Source organism: Microtetraspora glauca, from assembly GCF_040656155.1.
GTDB lineage: Bacteria > Actinomycetota > Actinomycetes > Streptosporangiales > Streptosporangiaceae > Microtetraspora > Microtetraspora glauca.
This window is the reverse complement of sequence record NZ_JBFALK010000006.1, coordinates 181837-203779: the sequence shown is the minus strand read 5'-3', so window position 1 is coordinate 203779 and position 21943 is coordinate 181837. Positions and strand designations below refer to the sequence as shown.

Annotated in this window: 19 protein-coding genes; 12 read left to right on the top strand and 7 right to left on the bottom strand. The window is 70.0% G+C overall.

Annotated elements, in window-relative coordinates; all coding sequences use genetic code 11:
* The first annotated feature begins 13 nt into the window (after window positions 1–13).
* Both AB0I59_RS13890 and AB0I59_RS13885 read left to right on the top strand, forming a co-directional pair.
* Window positions 14–784, top strand: a complete 771-nt coding sequence (locus tag AB0I59_RS13890; RefSeq protein WP_061255214.1) for an alpha/beta fold hydrolase — start codon at window positions 14–16, stop codon at window positions 782–784.
* A 315-nt stretch (window positions 785–1099) separates the two neighbouring features.
* Window positions 1100–2053, top strand: coding sequence for a helix-turn-helix transcriptional regulator (locus AB0I59_RS13885; RefSeq protein ID WP_061254860.1), 954 nt, complete (start codon window positions 1100–1102; stop codon window positions 2051–2053).
* Window positions 2054–2294: 241 nt separating this feature from the next.
* Here the strand turns inward: AB0I59_RS13885 and AB0I59_RS13880 are convergent, their stop codons facing one another.
* Both AB0I59_RS13880 and mce read right to left on the bottom strand, forming a co-directional pair.
* Window positions 2295–3590: a DivIVA domain-containing protein gene (locus AB0I59_RS13880; protein ID WP_061254859.1), complete on the bottom strand. Its 1296-nt coding sequence runs from the start codon at window positions 3588–3590 to the stop codon at window positions 2295–2297.
* Between the two features lie 188 nt (window positions 3591–3778).
* The gene (mce, locus tag AB0I59_RS13875; RefSeq protein WP_061254858.1) at window positions 3779–4201 is read right to left on the bottom strand and encodes a methylmalonyl-CoA epimerase; all 423 of its coding nucleotides are present in this window, start codon (window positions 4199–4201) and stop codon (window positions 3779–3781) included.
* Between the two features lie 154 nt (window positions 4202–4355).
* Here mce and AB0I59_RS13870 point away from each other — a divergent pair, with 154 nt between their 5' ends.
* Together AB0I59_RS13870 and meaB are read left to right on the top strand one after the other, a co-directional pair.
* Window positions 4356–5549 (top strand): acetyl-CoA C-acetyltransferase, encoded by a 1194-nt coding sequence (locus AB0I59_RS13870; RefSeq protein ID WP_358132709.1) that lies wholly within the window; start codon window positions 4356–4358, stop codon window positions 5547–5549.
* A gap of 155 nt (window positions 5550–5704) precedes the next feature.
* Window positions 5705–6682: a methylmalonyl Co-A mutase-associated GTPase MeaB gene (gene meaB, locus AB0I59_RS13865; RefSeq protein ID WP_061254856.1), complete on the top strand. Its 978-nt coding sequence runs from the start codon at window positions 5705–5707 to the stop codon at window positions 6680–6682.
* A gap of 23 nt (window positions 6683–6705) precedes the next feature.
* Here the strand turns inward: meaB and AB0I59_RS13860 are convergent, their stop codons facing one another.
* Window positions 6706–7398 carry a DUF4230 domain-containing protein gene (locus AB0I59_RS13860; RefSeq protein ID WP_061254855.1) on the bottom strand — a complete coding sequence of 231 codons (693 nt, stop codon included), beginning with the start codon at window positions 7396–7398 and terminating at the stop codon, window positions 6706–6708.
* Window positions 7399–7428: 30 nt separating this feature from the next.
* Window positions 7429–8793 carry a hypothetical protein gene (locus AB0I59_RS13855; RefSeq protein ID WP_358132706.1) on the bottom strand — a complete coding sequence of 455 codons (1365 nt, stop codon included), beginning with the start codon at window positions 8791–8793 and terminating at the stop codon, window positions 7429–7431.
* 344 nt (window positions 8794–9137) lie between these two features.
* Between AB0I59_RS13855 and AB0I59_RS13850 the strand changes: the two genes are divergently transcribed.
* A complete protein-coding gene (locus AB0I59_RS13850) occupies window positions 9138–9644 on the top strand; it encodes a MarR family winged helix-turn-helix transcriptional regulator (RefSeq protein ID WP_061255213.1) in 507 nt (168 codons plus the stop codon).
* 92 nt (window positions 9645–9736) lie between these two features.
* On the opposite strand, the gene AB0I59_RS13845 is transcribed toward AB0I59_RS13850, so the two are convergent.
* Window positions 9737–11452 carry a S8 family serine peptidase gene (locus AB0I59_RS13845; protein WP_061255212.1) on the bottom strand — a complete coding sequence of 572 codons (1716 nt, stop codon included), beginning with the start codon at window positions 11450–11452 and terminating at the stop codon, window positions 9737–9739.
* A gap of 178 nt (window positions 11453–11630) precedes the next feature.
* Here AB0I59_RS13845 and icmA point away from each other — a divergent pair, with 178 nt between their 5' ends.
* The 4 genes from icmA (at window position 11631) to AB0I59_RS13825 (ending at window position 16588) form a co-directional block, all read left to right on the top strand.
* Window positions 11631–13304 (top strand): coenzyme B12-dependent isobutyryl-CoA mutase large subunit, encoded by a 1674-nt coding sequence (gene icmA / locus AB0I59_RS13840; RefSeq protein WP_061254853.1) that lies wholly within the window; start codon window positions 11631–11633, stop codon window positions 13302–13304.
* A gap of 137 nt (window positions 13305–13441) precedes the next feature.
* Entirely contained in the window at window positions 13442–14365 is a 924-nt protein-coding gene (locus AB0I59_RS13835; protein ID WP_061254852.1) for a tetratricopeptide repeat protein, read from the top strand.
* Between the two features lie 148 nt (window positions 14366–14513).
* Window positions 14514–15923: an NAD-dependent malic enzyme gene (locus AB0I59_RS13830; protein ID WP_061254851.1), complete on the top strand. Its 1410-nt coding sequence runs from the start codon at window positions 14514–14516 to the stop codon at window positions 15921–15923.
* Between the two features lie 86 nt (window positions 15924–16009).
* The gene (locus AB0I59_RS13825) at window positions 16010–16588 is read left to right on the top strand and encodes a YqgE/AlgH family protein (RefSeq protein ID WP_061254850.1); all 579 of its coding nucleotides are present in this window, start codon (window positions 16010–16012) and stop codon (window positions 16586–16588) included.
* A gap of 74 nt (window positions 16589–16662) precedes the next feature.
* On the opposite strand, the gene AB0I59_RS13820 is transcribed toward AB0I59_RS13825, so the two are convergent.
* Both AB0I59_RS13820 and AB0I59_RS13815 read right to left on the bottom strand, forming a co-directional pair.
* The gene (locus AB0I59_RS13820) at window positions 16663–18057 is read right to left on the bottom strand and encodes a cellulase family glycosylhydrolase (RefSeq protein ID WP_358132703.1); all 1395 of its coding nucleotides are present in this window, start codon (window positions 18055–18057) and stop codon (window positions 16663–16665) included.
* 181 nt (window positions 18058–18238) lie between these two features.
* Window positions 18239–18838, bottom strand: coding sequence for a TetR family transcriptional regulator (locus AB0I59_RS13815; RefSeq protein WP_061254848.1), 600 nt, complete (start codon window positions 18836–18838; stop codon window positions 18239–18241).
* 133 nt (window positions 18839–18971) lie between these two features.
* Here AB0I59_RS13815 and AB0I59_RS13810 point away from each other — a divergent pair, with 133 nt between their 5' ends.
* From AB0I59_RS13810 to AB0I59_RS13800, 3 genes are all read left to right on the top strand, one after another.
* The gene (locus AB0I59_RS13810; RefSeq protein ID WP_358132701.1) at window positions 18972–20537 is read left to right on the top strand and encodes a DHA2 family efflux MFS transporter permease subunit; all 1566 of its coding nucleotides are present in this window, start codon (window positions 18972–18974) and stop codon (window positions 20535–20537) included.
* A 44-nt stretch (window positions 20538–20581) separates the two neighbouring features.
* The gene (locus AB0I59_RS13805) at window positions 20582–20884 is read left to right on the top strand and encodes a DUF3039 domain-containing protein (protein WP_061254846.1); all 303 of its coding nucleotides are present in this window, start codon (window positions 20582–20584) and stop codon (window positions 20882–20884) included.
* A gap of 252 nt (window positions 20885–21136) precedes the next feature.
* On the top strand, window positions 21137–21871 hold the full coding sequence (locus AB0I59_RS13800) for a zinc metalloprotease (protein ID WP_358132699.1): 735 nt from the start codon (window positions 21137–21139) through the stop codon (window positions 21869–21871).
* The last annotated feature ends 72 nt before the right edge of the window (window positions 21872–21943 follow it).

Below are 21943 nucleotides of genomic sequence, written 5' to 3'. Positions count from 1 at the left end.
TTACGGTGACCTGATGCAGCTGTACTCACGATCGGCCGGCTCCGGGACGCCCCTGGTCCTGCTCCATGCCTTCCCGCTCTCCTCGGCGATGTGGCTGGCGCAGCGTGAGGGGCTGGCACCGGCCTGCCAGGTGATCACCCCGGACATGCGCGGCTTCGGCGGCTCGCCGCTGGGAGACGACGCGCCCTCGCTCGACGTCATGGCCGACGACGTGGCGCGGCTCCTCGACCGCGAAGGCGTCGAGCGGGCGGTGGTCGGCGGCCAGTCGATGGGCGGTTACGTCACGATGGCCTTCTGCCGGCGCCACCCCGACCGCCTGCTCGGCGTGGTTCTCGCCGACACGAAGGCGGCGGCCGACCCGGAGCCCGCCAGGCACAACCGGGAGCGGATAGCGGAGGCCGTGCTCCGCGACGGGTCGGCGATCCTCGTGGAGGAGGTCCTGCCGCCGCAGCTCGGCGCGACCACGAAGCGCAGCAGACCCATGGTGACCGGACGGGTCCGCGGCCTCGTCCAGAGCGCGCCGCCCGCGGCCGTGGCGTGGGCACAGCGCGCGATGGCGGCCCGCCCGGACTCCTTCGACACGCTCCGCGGTCTGAAGGTGCCCGCTCTGGTCGTCGTGGGGGACGAGGACGAGCTGTCGCCGCCTTCCGAGGCCGAGGCGATGGCCGGGGCGGTGCCCGACGGCAGACTCGTCGTCATCGAGACGGCGGGCCATCTGTCCGCCATGGAACAGCCCGAGGCGTTCAACCGCGCCGTGGCGGACTTCGTCCGGTCCGTCGCCTGACATCCAGCCTTGGTCGGAGCGCGGATCCGGAGAAGCGGAGCGCAGGATCCGGAGACCGCGAACGCGGGACGGGGATGACGAGCGAAGTGCGGAGATGATGGGCGAGGTGCCGGAGACGATGAGCGAGGGGCGGACGCGGCGGACGGGGTCACCGTCCAGGCCTGCGTCCCCTCCCTCTGCTTCCTCCCTCGGGAGCGCATGAAGCCCGGCTCCGTGTGCGCCCCATGCCGCTACCTTTGCGGAGCGACACCCCGATTGTGGTACAAACTGGTGACCTGATCCGGCCATTGACCGGAACATGCCACGGAGGTGCACGTGTGGGACGCCATCGGTCTTGACGTCCTCGAGGAACGGATCTACCGCCTGCTGCTCCGTGACCCCCGCTGTTCGGTGGAAGAGTGCGCACGGCGGCTGGAGGCGTCGCCGGACGCCGTGCAGGCCTCGGTCGACCGGCTCATGGAGCTCGGGCTGCTGGAGTCGTCCGGTGACAGGTACGGCCTGCGCGCCGCCGACCCGAGGATCGGCCTCGGCGGGGCGATCCGCCGCCGCAGGGCCGAGCTCGACCGGCTGACGCTTGAGGCCGACGAACTGGCGGCCTCCTTCCAGGAGGGGTTGCTGCGCGCCGATCCGGAACGCGTCATCGAGGTCGTCGAGGGCTCGGCCGCGGCGGGCAGGCGGGTGGGCGAGTTGCTGGCCGGCGCGTCCAAGGAGGTGCTCGCGCTGGACGCCCCGCCGTACGCCGCCTCGGGGACGTCGATCAGCGCCGAGGGGTCGGCTCTGGCGCGCGGGGTGCGCTGCCGGGCGATCTACTCGTCGGCCGTGCTCGACCTGCCCGCCAAGCTCGACGAGATCCGGCAGATGATGAGCCTGGGCGAGCAGTCACGGGTGCACGCCAACCTGCCGATCAAGCTGGTGCTCGTCGACGGCACGACCGCCCTGCTGCCGCTCACCGGCAACGAGGAGGGCATCCGCTTCACGTCCGTGGTGGTACGGCACAGCGCGCTCACGGATGCCCTGGTGGCGCTGTTCGAGACGCTGTGGCGCGAGGCGGCCCCCCTCGCGGGGACGCCGTCCGTACCGACTCTGGACGCGGTCGACCGGCAGATCCTTGAGCTGCTCGCGGTCGGGATGAAGGACGAGGCGATCCTGCGGCACCTCGGCATCTCCGAGCGGACCCTGCGGCGCAGGATCGCTTCTCTGCTCGGCCGTCTGGGTGCGACCGGCCGGTTCCAGGCCGGGGTCCAGGCCGCCCGTCGCGGCTGGATCTGACGCACCGGCACTCCTTACGGTGCCGGCCATCACGCTCGGGCGCGGCGGTGCAGCAACCGAGGAACGCCCGGAGCGACGAAGGAGCGAGGACGTGACGAGGGCACGAGCCGACTTCAGGCGCCCCGAGCCCGCGTGAGCGCAGCGAGCGCAACAAGCACAGTGGGGCCCGGCGGATATGATCCGCCGGGCCCCACCCGGTGTACCGGTGCAGCCGTCGCCAACTCCCCGAAAGCGCCGGTCGTTACTCCTGCCACCACTCGGCGTCGTCGTCGGCCTTGCTGCTGGTCTCGACGGGCTTGGCGACCGAGACGGGCTTGTCGACACTGCTCGGCGCCGCCGAAAGCGCGGGCTTGGCCGGAGCGGCCGCGACCGGGGCGGGCTCGGGGTCCATGCCGGGCAGCGGGGCGCCACCGAGCAGCTGACGCAGCTGCGCGAGGTGGCTGGTGATGCTGTCGCGCTGGCGGGTCAGCTCGTCGACCTGGCGCTGCATGGAGGTGCGGGTGCGCTCGGCCTCGTTCTTGGCGTCGGTCACTATCGAATCGGCGCTGGACTTGGCCTCGGCCACGAGCTGGTCGGCGTTCTTCCTCGCGTTGGCGAGCAGCTGCTTGGCGTGGGTGTCGGCCTCGCGCCGGGTCTGCTCGGCCTGCTGGGTCGCCTTGCTGGCCCGCTGCTCGGCGGTGGCGGCGCGCTGCTCCGCCTCGGCGACGAGCTTCTGGGTGTTGGACTGGGCGGTGGCGTGGCGCTCGGCCTCCTGCCGCTCCGCCTCCTCGCGGCGGGACGCGAGCTGGATCTCGAACTCCGCCTCGTCCTGTGCCCGCTTGGCCTCGGACTCCTCCAGCACACGCTGTGCCTGGGCGCGCATCTCGTCCGCCTGGCGCTTGGCGGTGGTGAGCACCTCGTCACGCTCGCGCTTGGTGGACGCGCGAAGCTGGGCCACCTCGCGCTCGGTGGTGGTGCGAAGCTTGGCGATCTCACGCTCGGCGTCCGCGCGCTTCTCCGCGACCTCGTGGTCGGCGGTGGCGCGTACCTTGGCGACCTCCCGCTCGGTGGTCGAGGTGAGCTCGTCCGCCTCCCGCTTGGCGGTCGAACGGATCTCCTCGGCGTCCCGCTCGGCCGTGCTGCGCATGTCCTCGGCCTCACGCGAGGCGAGGGCGCGCTTCTCGGCGGCCTCGTTCTCGGCGGCGGCGCGCAGGTCGGCGGCGTCGACCTTGGCCGCGGCCTTGATCTCGTTCGCCTCGGACCTGGCGGCCTGGACCAGCTCGGTGGCCTGCTCCTCCGCAAGACGAAGCAACTGCTCAATGCGGGCGCCGAGTCCCGAATAGGTCGGACGCTCCTGCTCCTGCAACTGGCGCTGCGAGTCCGAAAGGTCCCGCTGGAGCGCTCCGACCTGCTCACGGGCCTGACGCAGTTCGGTGTCGAGCGTCTTCAAGTGGTCGTGGACCTGGTGCCGGTCATAGCCCCGGAGCACCACGTCGAATTCCCGAGAAGGGGCGTCTTCAAAGAAATTGTTGAGTTGGGCGTCGATGTCGGACTGCATGAGGCTCGATCCTGGGTTGTCGAGACGGCTACAGGGGCCGGACGGGGGGTTCGGACAGCCGAGGCGGGGAGCCCATCACGGGATCCACGTCCGGTGATAGGCCAGCGTACTCCGGTACTGCCGCCTTGGCGGCCCCCTCCGACTTTATGCGCGACTTGTTACGTATGAACCTTTCTTACGTCCAGGAGTCAAAGCCGCGCTGTCTCGACCAGCTCCGTCAGCACTCCTCCCACGTCTTTCGGGTGGAGAAACGCGATTGACGCGCCCATTGAACCGTGCCTCGGACGCTCATCGATGAGTTTTATGCCCTTTGCGGCGATATCCTGCAAGGCTTGCGTGACATCGGCCACGCCATAGCCAATGTGATGCACGCCTTCGCCGCGCTTGGCCAGGAACTTCCCCACGGCGGTGTCCGGGTGAAGGGGCTCAAGCAGTTGCACGTACGAGGCGCCGCTGGGGCCGTCAGTCACGTGCAGCATCGCCTCCTTCACGCCCTGCTCCTCGTTGACCTCCCGGCTCACCACCGTGAGCCCGAACGTCGACTCGTAGAACTCGATCTTCTCTTCGAGGTTGTGGCAGGCGATGCCCACATGATCGATCCTGAGCAGCATGTCTCACTCCGTCCGCGTCACAGTCCGCGCTCCCGCCAGTGGCACCGGCCCGGATTCCGGGCACGGAACATGTGGCCGACCACCATGGCGGTCGCTCGGACACTCCTGGGTATCGTGACATCGTCGCCCCGATCCCGTGATGGAGGCCCCTCCAATGTCCGGTTCCGTGATCGTCGCAGGAGCTCGTACGCCCATCGGGCGGTTGCTCGGCTCGCTCGCCGGCCTGTCCGCAGTCGACCTCGGCGGCCTCGCCATCAAGGCCGCGCTGGAGCGTGCCGGCGTCGCCCCCTCCGACGTGCAATATGTGATCATGGGGCAGGTGCTCCAAGCGGGCGCCGGCCAGATCCCGTCGCGGCAGGCCGCCGTCAGGGCGGGCGTCCCCATGACCATCCCGTCCCTGACGATCAACAAGGTGTGCCTCTCGGGGCTGGACGCCATCGCCCTGGCCGACCAGCTCATCCGGGCGGGTGAGTTCGACATCGTGGTCGCGGGCGGCATGGAGTCCATGACCAACGCGCCGCACCTGCTGCCCGGCCTGCGCAAGGGCGTCAAGTACGGCCCGGCCGGCATCGTCGACTCCATGGCCTTCGACGGGCTCACCGACGCCTTCGACCAGATCGCCATGGGCGAGTCGACCGAGCAGCACAACGCCAGGTTCGGCATCACCCGCGAAGAGCAGGACGAGTTCTCCGCCCGCTCCCACCAGCTCGCGGCCCAGGCGACCAAGACCGGCGTCTTCGACGACGAGATCGTGCCCGTCACCCTGCCCTCGCGTAAGGGCAGCGAGCCGATCGTGTTCTCCGCCGACGAGGGCATCCGCGGCGACACCACGGCCGAGACGCTCGCCGGGCTGCGTCCCGCCTTCGTCAAGGACGGGACGATCACGGCGGCATCCGCCTCCCAGATCTCCGACGGCGCCGTCGCGGTCGTCGTCATGTCGCGGGCGAAGGCAGAGGAGCTCGGCCTTGAGTGGCTGGCCGAGATCGGCGCGCACGGAAACGTCGCCGGTCCGGACAACTCCCTCCAGTCCCAGCCGGCCAACGCGATCAAGCACGCCCTGGGCAAGCAGGGCCTCACCCCGGACGATCTCGATCTGCTGGAGATCAACGAGGCGTTCGCCCAGGTGGTGCTCCAGTCCGTGAAGGAGCTCGGGGTTCCGCTCGACAAGGTCAACGTCAACGGCGGCGGCATCGCGCTCGGCCACCCGATCGGCGCCTCCGGCGCGCGCATCGTGCTGACGCTGGCCCACGAGCTCAGGCGGCGCGGCGGCGGCGTCGGCGCGGCGGGCCTGTGCGGCGGCGGCGGCCAGGGCGACGCCCTGATCATCCGCGTCCCCTCCCGCGACTGACCAGCCGACTGCTCAGCTGATTACTCGGCTGATTGCTAGCCGACTGATCGGACCGCGGAGCACCCTGTCCGCGCGGGCGTCATCGCCCGCGCGGCGGGACCGTACGCGATCAAGCGTCTAGGCTGGACTCCGGGCGACCGAAACGGGAGGTTTCCATGGACGTCGGCGCGCTCGTGGCGGACGCGCGGCGGGGACGGCCCCGCGCCGTCGCTCGGCTGATCACCCTGGTCGAGAACGCGACCGCGGTGCCGGGCGGTGACGATCCGCTGCGCGAGGTGATGGCGGCGTTCGCGACGGAGACGGGCCCCGGTGCCGGGCGCGGGCCGTACGGCGCGCGGGTGATCGGACTGACCGGATCCCCCGGCGTGGGGAAGTCGACCTCGACCGGCATGCTCATCCAGGCGTTCCGCAAGCGGGGCCATCGGGTCGGCGTGCTGGCCGTGGACCCGTCCAGCCCGTTCACGGGCGGCGCGCTGCTCGGCGACCGGGTGCGCATGCAGGAGCACGCGACCGATCCCGAGGTCTTCATCCGGAGCATGGCGAGCCGGGGTCACCTCGGGGGGCTGGCGTGGGCCACCCCCCAGGCCCTCCGCGTGCTGGACGCGGCCGGGTGCGACGTGATCCTGATCGAGACCGTGGGGGTCGGCCAGGCCGAGGTCGACGTGGCGCGGCTCGCCGACACCACGATCGTCCTGCTCGCGCCGGGCATGGGCGACGGCATCCAGGCGGCCAAGGCCGGCATCCTGGAGGTCGCGGACGTGTTCGTGGTCAACAAGGCCGATCGCGACGGCGCCCAGGCGGTGGTCCGCGAGCTACGGAACATGGTCGGGCTGATCCACGCGCCATGGAAGCCGCCGATCGTCTCCACGGTGGCGTCGAGAGGCGAGGGTGCCGACGAGCTGCTCGCCGCGCTCGACAAGCACGCCGCCTACCTCGACGAGTCGGGGGAGCTCCGCCGCCGCAGGCTGGCCCGCGCGCGGGACGAGATCGAGTCCATCGCGCTCGCCCAGCTGAGGGCGCGGTTCGCGCTGGCGGGCCGCGAGCGGCAGCTCGACCTCCTCGCCGAACGCCTGCTGGCGGCCGAGACCGACCCCTACACCGCCGCCGACGACCTGCTCGCCGCGATCGGCTGACCCCGACGGGGCGTACGAGGGCGTCAGGGCTCGGACGAGTACTGGATCACCACTTTGGTGAAGCCGAGCGACGTCAGCATGCCCTCCAGCATGGCCCGGGTGTTCTGGTCGGCTCGGGCGCGCAGGTCGCTGGAGACGGCCGCGTCGGCGATCTTCTTCTCGGCCAGTACGTAGAGCTCCTGCTGGTTCTGCGGCGAGGACGAGAGGAAGTCCGACACCCGGTCGAGCAGCCCGCGCTGCTGGGCGAACACGTACGACCGCTTGTTGTCCAGGTTGGGCTTCTCCAGCTGTGCGCGCGGGAGCCGTACGGTGACGGTGGTGCGGTCGGGCGAGACGGTGATCGCGTCCTTGGTGAGAGAGCCGAAGTCGACATAGGCGTCGACGTTCCCCGCTCCCACGAACAGGGTCCTGGTCCCCTTGATGGCGTCGGGGAGGAACGCGGCGTCCTTCTCCAGATCGACGACGACCTGGAAGTTGCCGGTGGCGGCCTCGAAACGGCTCAGGTTGTGGATCGACTGCAGCAGCACCGGACCGCTTCGGTCCACGGTCCGCTCGCCGAACGGGTCGAGCCAGGAGAGGGCGAGCCGCGCGCCGACGACGAAGAGCAGTGCGACGAAGAGGAGGCCGGCGAGCCACCGCCAGCCGCGTCGGGAGCGCCGGTTCGCCGGCTCTGCGGGGGGCGGCGACCCGTGGGGGGCTCCGGTCTGGCGGTTCACGGAAGGAATCTTCCCGAGATCGGCCCGATCTCACCTTGGCGGGGCATGTAGTGATTCGCCCGGCGAAGTTTCGTGGTCAGCCGGAGCGTCCGCCGGCGTGGGGGTCTCGTGGCCGTACGGCGGGTTCATGGGATAGCTGGGGGTGGCGGGGGCGTCCCGCCGGACGTCTCCGCCGAAGTACCTGCTCTGCAACCGGCAGGTGGCGAAGTCCGTGTAGAACATCCTCAGCCAGTCCCGGCGCTGGGTCTCGGTCAGGTGGGCGAACCAGGTCGCGGCGCGCCGCTGCTCGGGCAGGGGGCCGGAGGGCAGCGGCTCGTCGCGCAGCCAGGCGATGACGATCGCCCGGTACCCGTCGGCGGGGGAGCCGGGGCACGGCCGGGCGAGCCGCTCGACGAACTCGGAGGCCGCGCGGTCCGCGTATCCGGCGTCGAGATCGTCTACGTAGATGGGCACCACGCCCTTGCCGACCTTGTCGGTGTCCGAGCGCGAGCGCTGCTCGACCCGGTTGAACGCCGCGGGGGTGCCGGCCAGGCGGGCCGCGATCGTGGTGAAGGTGCCGCCCAGCTCGCCGAGGCCGCTGCGTATCCCCGGATGCACGCAGACGACGATCGGCCACTCCTGGCAGCTGTAGGCGAGGCTCTCGCTCGCCGCGACCTCCTGCGGCTCGCTCAGCAGCCGCGCCACGCCGGTCCCGGCGGCGAGCAGCGCGACCATGGCCGCGGCCAGCGCGAGCGCCTGCCTGGTGATGAACGCGGCCCAGCCGAGGAGAAGCGCGGCGCTGATGCCCACCAGCCACAGCGCCTGGTCGGTGAACGCGCCCAGAGGCATCAGCCGGAAGGCGTCGTACGGCTCCCGCGCGGCGGGGGCGAGCCGGTCGGCCCACGGCGCGCCCGAGGCGACCCAGGTGAACAGCGCGTACGTGCCGAAACCGGCGACCAGCGGCGCGACGGCCACCGGTGCGAGCCAGCCGACGACCCATCCCGCGACCACGTAAAGAGCGAGTCCGGCGGCGCTCATGGCCACCCCGCCGGGGAGCAGGCCGTTGCCCTCCCCGGTCAGCAGGGCGCGCACGGTGAGCACCGTCATGGTGGCGGCGAAGGAGCCCACGACGACCACGAGGATCGCGAGCGGCGGTCGTATCGCCTGCCATGTGGTGAGCGCTCGGCGGCGGCCCGCGCGGCGTCTGCGCGCCGCGACCCACGCGGCGAAGGCCGCGGCGACCGGACCGGTCAGCCGGAGCGACCCGATGACCGCGACCACGATGTTGTCCCAGTCCATGACGCCAGGAATCAGGACGCTCCACGCGCAGACGAGCCCGAGCACGAGCAGCACGGCCAGAAGCACGACCGCGCCCTGCTTGAGTTCCTCGCGTGAAACGCCTCCGCGGCTATCCACGACCGGGCGCGGCATGCGGCCACGCCCACGGTCGTGCGCGACGCTGCTCCAGCGCCGTCGTCTGCTTGTTGCCCATCGACCAAACCCCCCGTGCGGGTGGGCGGTGGCGTCGGACCGCGCCGGTCCCCGTGGCGCTGGTCCGCAGGACGTGCGCGCCGTGCCTGCCGACTAGCAGACTTGGCTCGCGTTGCCCTCCGGGTTTGCCGCCGCCTCACCTTTTGACGTGGCAACCATAACGGAGCGTGATGTTTGACGCCGGAGTTCTGGGGTCAAGGAATCAATTTGGTTACACAGCGTACGCAGCGCAATTGGGACTATCGTCGCGCTACCGTATCGCTGTGTTCATCTCGAAGCCGCTCAATCTCCCGTTCGACCCCATCGACAGGGCTGCCGAGAGCTGGCGAGCGAACTTCGGGCCGTCCTCCGCGATGGCCGCCGTCACTTCGATCATGAGAGCTCACCAGATACTCCTGGCGCAACTGGACGCGCTGCTCAAGCCGTACGATTTGACCTTCGCCCGGTACGAAGCGCTGGTTCTGCTCACGTTCAGCAAGGCGGGCTCGCTGCCTCTTTCCAAGATCGGCGAGCGCCTCATGGTCCATCCGACCAGCGTGACCAACACGGTCGACCGGCTGGAGCGCGCCGGGCTGGTGCGCCGCATGCGCAACCCTCGGGACGGGCGCGGCGTGCTCGCCGAGATCACCGACCGGGGCCGCGAGGTCGTACGGCTCGCCACCGCCGACCTGATGGCCGCCGACTTCGGCCTGGCCATGTACGGCGAGGAGGACCTGGGCGAGATGTTCGACCTCCTGCGGACCCTCAGGGTCGCCGCCGGCGATTTCGCCTCCTGAACCGGCGACACCCCGCCGACGGTGTGCCGTCAGCGGGGTGCCGCTTGGTACGTCCGGGGTGTCGGCCGTCGGTTCCGGCCGCCGGTGTCCGGCTAGCGGCCCACGGCGCGCAGGGCGTCGACGATGCCCCTGCCGTAGAAGCCGTTGCCGGCGCCGCCGCCCTCACACGTGTGCGTCGCGGTCACGGTGGAACCGGCCGGCAGGTGCCGCGTGTAGGTGAACGCCGCCGGAGTGGGGCACGGGGTGGGGGTGGCCGTCCCCTTGAGGATCCGCTCCACGGCGGCGGGGTCCATGGTCAGCCCGCCCGGGTGCCGGTGGTCGGGCCTGCCGTACTTGCTGACGATCAGGGCGGCGACGCCCACCGCACGCGGCGAGGCCATCGAGGTGCCCTGAAGGTACTGGTAGTACCCGCAGACGCTGCCGTTGCAGTCCTTCACCACGTAGGGGACCGTCGGCTCGCCGTTCTCGTCGATCTCGCCGTTGGCGACGGCGAGCGACTTCGGGTACGCCGAGAGGGTCGCCTTGGTGATGTCCCGCGTGTTGTCGGACGTGTCGTACACGTCGCCGCCGGGGGAGGCGACGTCGACGAAGCCGTCGCCGTAGTTGGAGTAGTACGCCTTGCGCTTGCTGATGCCGGTCGACGAGACCGAGATCACATGGTCGCCCTCGCCGGGCATCGACTTGCAGCTCGGCGGGATCGTGCGGGAGTAGGGGGCCTGACCGGGCACGCTCACGAAGTCCGGGCTGCTCGTGTCGGTGTTGGTCTTGGTGTAGTCCATCGCCTCGTTGCCCGCGGCGCTGATCAGGGTCACACCCCTGTTGTGCGCGTAGTCGAGGGCCCGCTGGGTGGCGCGGATGATCGTGGCCTGCTCGAGCTGGCTCTCGGGGGAGTCGGCGGGGTTGTCCACGCAGTTGAAGAGCCACGGGTCGACGTAGTAGCTCATGTTGACCACGTCGATGCCGATGTCGCCCGCGTAGGTGAGCGCGTCCACGGTCGGCTGCAGGAAGAAGTAGCCCGAGTCCTGACCCGCCCGGATGTTCACGATCGAGACGTTGGGGGCCACGCCGGAGACGCCCAGCCGGTTGACCGGGGACGCGATCGACGAGGCGACGTGCGTGCCGTGGCCGTCGTCGTCCACGTCCGCCGGGTCGACGCAGGAGGCCACCTCGCAGGGGCCGTCCACGACGTCGCCGTTGGCGTCCGTGGGGATGTCGACGGTGAAGTTACGGCTCAGGGCCCTGTTGAAGTTGGGTGCGATGTCCGGGTGGGATCCGTCGACCCCGGTGTCGAGAACGCCGACGAGCACGCGCTTGTCGCCCGTCTCGTACTTGTGCGCCTCGTTGGCGTGGATCTGCTGCATGTCCCACTGCAGATCGCTGAGCGGCTCGGCCTTGGGGTTCTTGCCCCTCTTGACCGGAGTGGCTCCGGCCCTGCCCTCCTTCTCGACGGCCTTGGCCTGGATGGCCTTGGCGGCGCCCGCCTGGACTCTGGCCGCCTTCGGCGCGGTGCCGATGACGCGGTTGCGTGCGACACCCTCGATCGCGGAGTTGTCCTTGACGGCGGCGAAGAACCCGCTGTTGGTCGTGGTGACCGTCGCCAGTCCCACCGCGGTGTTGACCTTCACGATGGAACCGCCCGCGGCCTCGATCGCCTTCTGGGCATCGGCCGCGTTGGCGCCCTCCTTGTAAAGGACGACGTACTCGGTCTCCGCGGCCGGTTCGGCCGCGGTGCGCACCGCCTGCGCCGGCGACGCCAGCGTGGCCGCGGCGAGTGCCGCGGCTGCGGCGACGACAATGACGCGCTTCACATCCACCTCCCTGTGGACATCAACCATGCGCGTCTCATATTTCGGTATTGACGACCTCTGTCATAGATCCGTGGAGTATTGCGACCAAGGTGTGACATTCGCTGGCGCGAGTGACCGCAGAGGCGATCCCCTGGCGCGATTTACTAGGACGTCCTAGTATTTTCGCGAGGAGGGGACCATGAACGCGGACGAGATCGAGGCCGGACGGGCCCGCTGGCAGGCGCGGTACGACGCGGCGGTGACACGCGCCCCGTGGCGGGAGCACCGGACGCTGTCCGGGGTGGAAGTGGCGCCGGTCTACGGGCCGGACGGCGATGACCCGAGGTTCGAGCGCATCGGCTGGCCGGGGGAGTATCCCTTCACGCGGGGCCTGCACCCGACCGGATATCGCGGGCGGCCCTGGACGATCCGGCAGTTCGCCGGATTCGGCAACGCGCGACAGACCAACGAGCGCTACAAGATGATCCTCGGCGCGGGCGGCGGCGGCCTCTCGGTGGCCTTCGACATGCCGACGCTCATGGGCCGCGACTCCGACGACCCCCGCGCCCTCGGCGAGGTCGGCCACTGCGGCGTGGCCGTCGACTCCGCCCTCGACATGGACGTGCTCTTCGAGGGCATCCCGCTGGGCGACGTGACCACCTCGATGACGATCAGCGGCCCCGCCGTCCCGATCTTCTGCATGTACGTCGTCGCGGCCGAGCGCCAGGGCGTGCCGGCCGGTCGGCTCAACGGGACGTTGCAGACCGACATCTTCAAGGAGTACATCGCCCAGAAGGAGTGGCTGTTCGCCCCGGAGCCGCACCTGCGCCTGATCGGCGACCTGATGGAGTACTGCGCCGCCGAGATCCCCGCGTACAAGCCGCTGTCGGTGTCCGGCTACCACATCAGGGAGGCCGGATCCACGGCCGCGCAGGAGCTGGCCTTCACGCTCGCCGACGGCTTCGGCTACGTCGAGCTCGGCCTCTCGCGCGGCCTCGACGTGGACGTGTTCGCCCCGGGCCTGTCCTTCTTCTTCGACGCGCACATCGACTTCTTCGAGGAGATCGCGAAGTTCCGGGCCGCGCGCCGGATCTGGGCCCGCTGGATGCGCGACGTGTACGGCGCCCGCACGGAGAAGGCCCAGTGGCTGCGGTTCCACACCCAGACGGCAGGGGTCTCGCTGACCGCGCAGCAGCCGGACAACAACATCGTCCGCACCGCCGTCGAGGCGCTCGCCGCGGTCCTGGGCGGCACCAACTCGCTGCACACCAACGCGCTCGACGAGGTGCTCGCGCTGCCCTCGGAGAAGGCCGCCGAGATCGCGCTGCGCACCCAGCAGGTGATCATGGAGGAGACCGAGGTCGTCAACGTCGTCGATCCGCTGGGCGGCTCCTGGTACGTGGAGGCGCTCACCGACCGGCTGGAGGCCGAGGCCGAGGCAACATTCACGAAAATTCGCAACATGGGCACCGACGGCACGATGACCTCCGGCATCCTCCGCGGCATCGAGGACGGCTGGTTCATGTCGGAGATCGCCGAGGCCGCCTTCGACTACCAGCGCAAGCTGGAGAAGGGCGACAAGAAGATCGTCGGCGTCAACTGTCACACCTCGACCGTCGAACAGCCGCTGGAGATCCTCCGGATCAGTCACGAGGTCGAGCTGGAGCAGCGCCGCGTCCTCGCCGACCGCCGTGCCGTACGCGACCAGAAGGCCGTGGACGACGCGATCGCCGGTCTCGTCGCCGCCGCCAGGTCGGACCGCAACATGATCCCGCCGATGCTGGACGCCGTACGGGCCGAGGCCACACTGGGCGAGATCTGCGACGCGCTCCGGGCGGAGTGGGGGACCTACTCCGAGCCCGCGCGCTTCTGACCCGCCCGCGTTCCGCGCCCGTTCTGCCCGCGTTCCGCCCGCGTTCCTCAGATGTTCGGCACGCGGGCGGGCCGCCGGACGTGACGAGGAGGCGCGGTTGGCACGGAACAGCCGCGCGCGTACGGCAGGATTGGAGTATGGCAGCGGACTTCACTCGACCTGGATCGCTCTACGGCGCCGTGGACCTCGGCGCGCGCAAGCAGGCTCTGGAAGCGCAGGCGCGGCGTGAGGCCGCCGCGCAGAACCCGGACGCGGCGGCCGCGAACGTCATCGAGGTCAGCGCGGCGACCTTCACCGCCGACGTCGTCGAGCGCTCGATGAGCGTTCCCGTGATCGTCGAGGCCACCGTGCCGCGGGCCGAGCAGGTCCAGCAGTTCAGCCAGGCCATGGAGAAACTCGCCGCCGAGGCGGGCGGCGCGTGGATCCTGGCCCGGGCGGACGTCGAGGCCAACCCCGAGCTCGCCCAGGCCCTGCGCATGCGGGCCGTGCCGACGGTCTACCTGGCCGTCCAGGGGCAGCTCATGCCCCTGTTCGAGGGGCCGCTGCCCGAGTCGCAGCTGCGCCAGGCGCTCACCCAGGTGTTCGAGCAGCTCGGCGTCGAGCTGGCCGCCCCCGCGCCGGGCGCGGAGGAGCCGGCGGAGCCGCCGATCGACCCCGACCTGGCCGCCGCGGACGAGGCCGTCGAGAAGGGCGACCTGGACGCGGCGGCGGCCGCGTTCGAGCGGCTCCTCGCCCGGCAGCCCGGGAACGAGGAGGCCAGGATCGGCCTCGCCGGAGTCGGGCTGGTCCGGCGCACCCAGGGCCTGGACCCGGCCGACGTGCTGGCCCGCGCGGCCGAGCAGTCCGGCGACGTCGGCCTCCAGACCCAGGCGGCCGACCTGGAGATGCTGGCGGGCGATGTGGACGCCGCCTTCGACCGGCTCGTCGGCGTCGTACGGCGCTCCGCCGGGGACGACCGCGACCGGGCCAGGGTCCACCTGCTCGGCCTGTTCGAGGCGCTGCCCTCCGACGACCCCGCCGTGTCGAAGGGCCGCCGCGGCCTGGCGAGCGCGCTGTTCTGATCCGGGTCGCTCCGGAGGAGCAGACCCATTGCGGCGAGCGCTGTAGTGTGTGGACACTGGTGCGTCCCCGGCGCCGTCACAGATCAGAACGGCACGGCCTCCGGAGGCGTGCACGCGCAGACAGCCATGACAACAGGAGCGAATTGACGTGGCCACCGTGCCGAGCGTTTCGTACTCGATCACCGTTCGTCTCGAGGTGCCCGCGGGCGGCAAGGCCGTCAGCCTCCTCACCCACGCGGTGGAGAGCGCCGGTGGTGTGATCACCGCTCTCGACGTGAGCACGGCGGGTCACGAGAAGCTCCGCATCGACGTCACCTGCGCCGCCAGGGACACCGACCACGCGCAGGCGCTCGTCGACGCGCTCGGCTCCGTCGAGGACGTCGCCATCCACAAGGTGTCCGACCGGACCTTCCTCATGCACCTCGGCGGCAAGATCGAGATGCAGTCGAAGGTCCCGCTGCGCAACCGTGACGAGCTCTCCATGGCGTACACGCCGGGTGTGGCGCGGGTCAGCATGGCCATCGCGCGCAACCCCGAGGACGCGCGCCGCCTCACCATCAAGCGCAACTCGGTGGCCGTGGTCACCGATGGGTCGGCCGTCCTCGGCCTCGGCAACATCGGCCCGGCCGCCGCGCTCCCGGTGATGGAGGGCAAGGCGGCGCTGTTCAAACGGTTCGCGGGCATCGACGCCTGGCCGATCTGCCTCGACACCCAGGACGTCGACGAGATCGTGCGCACCGTCCAGGTGATCGCGCCCGGCTTCGGTGGCATCAACCTGGAGGACATCTCCGCGCCGCGCTGCTTCGAGGTCGAGCGGCGGCTGCGCGAGCTCCTGGACATCCCGGTCTTCCACGACGATCAGCACGGCACCGCGATCTGCGTGCTCGCCGCGCTGACGAACGCGCTCAAGGTGGTCGGCAAGGACATCTCCGACGTCCGCATCACGCTCGCCGGAGCGGGTGCCGCCGGAACGGCGGTCCTGCGCCTGCTGCTCGCCGGTGGCGCGCGGCACGTGGTGGTCTGCGACTACCTCGGCGCCGTCCACCTGGGCCGGGACGACCTCGACGACTCGCTGCGCTGGATCGCCGAGCACACTAACGCCGAGGGATACAGCGGCGACCTGCGCGGCGCCGTCAAGGGCGCAGACGTCTTCATCGGCGTGTCCGCCCCCGGCATCCTCGACGGCGACGACATCGCCGCGATGGCGGAGAACGCCGTCGTGTTCGCGCTGGCCAACCCCGAGCCCGAGGTCTCGCCCGACGACGCCAGGGAGCACGCGGCGGTCGTGGCGACCGGCCGCTCCGACTATCCGAACCAGATCAACAACGTGCTGGCCTTCCCCGGCGTGTTCCGCGGTCTGCTCGACGCCCAGGCCAACGTGGTCACCCCGGAGATGCTGCTGGCCGCGGCCAGGGCGCTCGCCGCGGTCGTGACCGACGAGGAGCTCGGCCCCAACTACATCATCCCCAGCGTCTTCCACCCCGACGTCGCGGGCGCGGTCGCGGCCGCCGTACGGGAATCGGCCGGCGGGCGGGCCCGCGGATTCACCGAGGCCTGATCACGTCGCGCGCCGGGTGACCGGGGCGCGAAGTCGATGTCGGGGCGGCGTGCGAGATTCACGCCTTCTCCCTCATGATGGAGGGTATGGCGGAAGGGATCTACGTCGGTCGGCTGCTCGTCGCGACGCCACTGCTGGAGGACCCCAACTTCCGGCGCAGCGTCGTCCTCGTTCTCGAGCACGACGAGGGCGGCGGCTCGCTCGGCGTCGTGCTCAACCGTCCCAGCGAGATCTCGGTGACGCAGGTGCTGCCCTCGTGGGACGCGCTGGTGACCGGTCCCTCCGTGCTCTTCGAGGGCGGTCCGGTGCAGACCGACAGCGCGCTGGCGCTGGCCGCCGTGCAGAGCGGCGGCGAGCCCCTGGGCTGGCGGCGGCTGCAGTCGGGTCGGTCCGCCGCGTACCGCCTGGGCACGGTCGACCTCGACGCGCCGCCCGAGATCCTCGCGGGGGAGATCTCGCAGATGCGCATCTTCGCGGGCTACGCCGGATGGACCGCCGGCCAGCTCCGGGGCGAGGTCGAGGAAGGCGCCTGGTACGTCGTGGACTCCGAGCCGGAGGACACCTTCCATTCCGACCCGACGACGCTCTGGCGATCGGTGCTGCGCCGTCAGCAGGGCGAGCTGTCCTTCGTGGCGACCTATCCCGACGATCCCGAGCTCAACTGACGGCGGGCGACGCGACGGCGGGGAGCGCGAGAGCGCGCCCGGCCGTCGCGTCGCCGCTTGTCAGGCCGGCCCGGTCAGGCGGCCGTGCAGGTGAGGGACGGCACGCCGTTCGTGCCGTTCCAGGATCCGAGGAACCCGAACGACGTGGCGGCTCCGGCGCCGAGGCCGCCGTTGTAGCTCATGTTATTCGCGGTGACGGCCGACCCGCTCGACGTGATCGTGGTGTTCCAGGACTGCGTCACGGTCTGGCCGTCCGCGTATGTCCACTTCACGGTCCATCCGCTGATCGCGGCGCCGCCCGCGGTCACCTTGACCTCGGCCTGGAAGCCTCCCTGCCACTGCCCGATGACGGAGTACGTCGCGGAGCACGTCTTGGTGCCTCCGGTCGGCGAGGTCGACGGGCTCGGGGAGGACGACGGGCTGGACGAGGGCGAGGGGCTGGGCGAGCTCGACGGGCTGGACGAAGGCGAGGGGCTGGGCGAGGCGCCGCTGTAGACGGTGGCCTCCTTCGACGTCGACGCGATGCCGTTGGCGCCGTTGAACAGCCGCTGGCCCCAGGTGGTGAGCTGTCCGACGTTGAAGTTCGTCACCTGGTCGAGGTACTCGACGCCGCCGCCGTTGCCGCTCCACGACCAGCCGAGGTAGCCGATGCCGCGGGACTGCGCCTGCGACATGATCGTGTCCTCGTCGGGGTCGCCGTCGGAGTGCATGTTGCCGAACTCGCCGATCACCAGAGGCAGCCCGGCCGTCTGGAACGCCTGGAGGTAGGCGGTGATCTCCGCCGCCGTGTCGAAGACGCCGTACATGTGGATCGAGAAGACCGTGTTCTTCTGCGGGTCGCCGCTGAACACGGTCGCCGCGGTGTCGCGCATGACGAAGCCCCAGTCCTGGCCCCAGTTCGGCGCGTCGACCATGAGCATGTGCTGGAAGCCCGCGGCCCGCATCCTGCTGATCGCGTTGGACGTGGCGCTGGTCCAGCCGGAGGTGTTGTTGTTGCCGTACGGCTCGTTGCCGATGTTGATGACGATGTGGTTCTCCTGGCCGGTCAGGACGCTCTTGAGACCGATCCAGTAGTCGACGGCCTGGTCCAGGGTGTAGGCGCCGCCCTGCTCGCCGTACCCGGTGGTGTCGTGGTTCTCCAGGACGCAGATCAGGCGGTTCTGCTTACAGAGGGCGATGACGTTGGCCACGTCGCTCGCGGTGTTGGCGGTCCACCGGCCGCCGCTCAGCACCACCCGGACGGTGTTCGCGCCGAGCGACTTGATGTTGGCGAAGGAACTCGTCTGGCTGGAATACCACGTATGGGCGTGGCTGGTCCCGCGCATGATGAACTGGCTGCCGTTGGCCTCGTAGATCTTGCCGCCGCTCACCCGGAGGCCCACCGCGGCCTGCGCGGGCGCGGTGAAGGAGAGCAGCGAGATCAGCAGGGCGGCCAGCGCGGTGGCCGCGACGGCGAATCGTTTCCTCATGACCCACCTTCGGTCGTGTCCTATGGGAGCGCTCCCAGGGACGATAGGCGGGGCTCCTCACGCCGTACAGGAGACCGTGGGGGCGAGAGCCGGTCGGGGCGGCTGACCAGGGAGATCGGGGCGGCCGGAGGATGAACGGTACATTGATCGAATTCCGGCCGGCCCGCCTCGGGGGGAAGTCTCAGCGGTCCCATCCGGGACGCAGGCACCGTTCTGCGATCGCGAGAGTCTGCTCCAGGCGCTCGGCCAGGAGTGAGAGATCGTCCGGGCCGTGTTCGAAGCAGATCCGGCCGAGGGCGGTGAAGACCGAGACCACGAACTGGGTGTGCAGGTCGTCCGGATCGGTGCCGCGACGGCGGGCGACCTCCTCGGCCAGTCGTCGTTCGCTCGTCGCCATGAGGCACATCTGTCCGGCCAGCAGTGTGGGAGTGCTCCCGATGAGCTGTCTGGCCTGGAGGAAGCGCCTCGCCTCCGCGGCGTCGCCCTCGCGCAGGGTGTCCAACATCACACGCATGGCGTTGGAGAGCGCCTGGTGGGGCGACTCGTCGGCGGGCCGGGCGGCGAGTTCGGCCAGTAAAATCTCCTGCCCATCCTGGGGGAGGGAGAGTGCGACCTCTTCCTTGGAGGAGAAGTACCGGAAGAAGGTCCGCGGCGAGACGTCCACCACGGCGGCGACCTGGTCGATCGTCGTTATGTCGTACCCCTGTGTTAGGAACAGGTCGAGGGCCGCGTCGATCAGCGCGATCCGGGTCTTCTGCTTCTTGCGCTCTCGTAGACCCATGGTTGTCATCTTCACGAAACCCTCGCTTCATAAGCTGTCATTTGTCACGCTATGCCGGAAAAAAGTGTTTGTCATCTGTCATGGGGTGACATAAGTTACTCCGGTTGACTTCTACTAGGGGGGACTCCCGATCATGGCTCAGGCGTTAGCCGTACCAACCGACGCGTCCGCGGGGCGCGGCAAAGGCCACCCGTGGATGACGCTGCTGGCGGTCTCGCTGGGCGTCATCATGGTGATGCTCGACGGCACCGTGGTGTCGATCGCCAACCCCGTGATCGCTACGGAGCTGAACGCGTCCCTGGAGAGTCTTCAGTGGGTGACCAGCGGCTACCTGCTCGCGCTGGCGGTGTTCCTCATCACCGCGGGCAAGCTCGGTGACCTCTTCGGCCACAAGCGGATCTTCCTGATCGGCGTGGCCGGCTTCGCGTTGACGTCGCTCGCGATCGGCCTCAGCGACTCGGTGGGCGCGCTGATCGCGTTCCGCGTGCTGCAGGGATTGTTCGGCGCGATGCTGCAGCCCGCGGCCCTGGCGTTGCTGCGATCCGCCTTCCCCGGCGAGAAGCTGAACATGGCGATGGGCGCGTGGGGTGCGATCATCGGTCTGTCCAGCGCGGGTGGCCCCATCATCGGCGGCCTGCTGGTGGAGAACGTGAGCTGGCAGTCCGTCTTCTTCATCAACGTGCCCGTCGGTGTGATCGCCCTCGCGGTCGGCCTGTGGGTCCTCACGGAGAGCAAGGCCCAGACCCTCTCGAAGGTCGACTGGCTCGGCGTCGTGCTGCTCTCCGGCACGATGTTCTCCCTGGTCTGGGCGATCATCAAGGCTCCGGAGTGGGGCTGGACCGACCCCTGGACGATCCTGTTCCTCGCCGCCACCGTGATCATCGGCGCGATCTTCCTGTTCTGGCAGTCCCGGGTGCGTGAGCCCCTGCTGCCGCTCAGCCTGTTCCGGAACGTCTCGGTCTCCATCGGCACCGGCCTGATGATCATGGTCGCGTTCTCGATGTTCGGCGCCATGTTCTTCCTCACGTTCTTCTTCCAGGGCGTGCACGGGTTGTCTCCGATGGACTCCGGGCTCCGGATGCTGCCCATGAGCGCGGGCATGATCGTCGCATCGCCGCTGGCCGGCATCCTGATCGGCAAGCTGGGGCCGAAGATCACCATCGCGGGCGGCATGCTGGTCACCGCGGTCGCCATGTTCCTGATGTCCCGGCTGAGCGTGGACGCCGCGTTCATCGATACGGCGATCCCGTTCGTCCTGCTCGCCTTCGGCCTCTCGCCGGTCTTCGTCGGCGCCACCGAGATCATCGTCGGCAACGCACCCGAGGATCTCAGCGGCGTCGCGGGCGGCGTGCAGCAGTCCGCCATGCAGGTCGGCGGCGCGCTGGGCACCGCCATCCTGGGCGCCGTCGTGTCGGGCAAGGTCGCGGACGTGTTCGCGGGGCACCTTGGCCCGGCCGCGGCCGCCCTTCCGGCGGATCAGTTGGAGGGGCTCAAGGGAGCCGCCGCCGTCGGCATGGCCCCGACCGGGCTTCCCGAACCGGTGGGCAGCCTGATCGTCAAGGCGTCGCACCTGTCCTTCATGGACGGTCTGCACCTCGGCTTCACCGTGAGCACGGGCGTCGCCGTCCTCGCCGCGATCCTCGCCCTGTTCGTCAAGGCGGGGCGCAAGACCGAGGGCGGCCCGGTCCACATGGGCTGACCGTCACTCCGTACGGCCCTCCGCCCCGTACGGCTCCCGCCCTCATGGGCGGGAGCCGACGGGGCGGTTCCCTTTCGCGCGTAAAATCGGTACCCGTGAGCGGTACGAAGATTCTTCCTGAGAGCGACGTCACTCCGAGGCTCTCGCACGGAGACGGCGACCATGAGCGGTTCTCGCACTACGCCGACAAGAACAAGATCACCGAGAGCATGGTGACCGGCACGCCGGTCCGAGCCCTATGCGGCAAGATCTGGGTGCCCAGCCGGGATCCGAAGAAGTACCCCGTCTGCCCGGAATGCAAGGAAATCTACGAGGGCCTGCCCAAGGGAGAGCCCTCCGGCGAGTGAGTGTCGATCCGGGATGACCGCTCCCGGTGCGGCTAGCGTCAGCTGTCTGTCTGACCAGTCGTATCGGGGGAACGAATGGCCCGGCGCACGATCGCCGTCTCTTTGGCATGTCTGTTCACGGTGTGCGGGGTTCCCGCCGAAAGCCGCGCCGGTGTCGCCGGGACCAGGAGTGAGTGCCGCACCAGGCCGCACCCTCCGGCGCCGGCGCGGCTGGCGGAACCACGCGCCCCGAAAGCACGCCAGATCAGCCGCATGTCCGCCGATCTCCGTCGCCGCCTCGCGCGCGCCCGGGACCGGCACGGCAGCAGGACCGTCCAGTCGGTCACCGTGCCGCTGTGGGTGCACGTCATCAAGGACGGCGCGCTCGGCGCGCCCGACGCCGCCGTCAAGCAGCAGGTCGCCGCGCTCAACGCGGCCTACGGCGGCAAGGTCGGCGGTGCGGACACCGGCTTCCGCTTCGATCTCAAGGGCATCACCCACACCGCGAACCCCCAGTGGTTCCGCGATCCCGTGGCGTACGAGGAGCCGATGAAGCGGAAGCTCCGGACTGGCGGGCCGGAGACGCTGAACCTCTATCTGGCCCAGCTCAGCCAGCTCGTCCTCGGTTACGCGACCTACCCGTACTGGTACAAGGACGAGCCGCAGCTGGACGGCGTGGTGATCGACTGGCGCAGCATGCCCGGAGGCCCGCTGGCCAACTTCAACCGGGGATACACGGCGGTGCACGAGATCGGTCACTGGTTCGGGCTGCTGCACACCTTCGAGAACGGCTGCGACGAGCCGGGCGACTTCGTGGCCGACACGCCCGCCGAGGGGTCGCCGGGCTCCGGCTGCCCCCAGCGCAGGGACTCGTGCCCGGCGCCGGGAGACGACCCGATCCACAACTTCATGGACTACGGCTACGACCGGTGCATGTCCGAGTTCACCGCCGGTCAGGCGGCCCGGATGTACGAGATGTGGACGACCTACCGCCAGTCGCGTCTGTGAGCTTTCGGCGGCGAATGTGGGCATTTCCGTTGACGGGCGGCCGGAGGCGTGAGTAACTCCTGATCAGCGCTC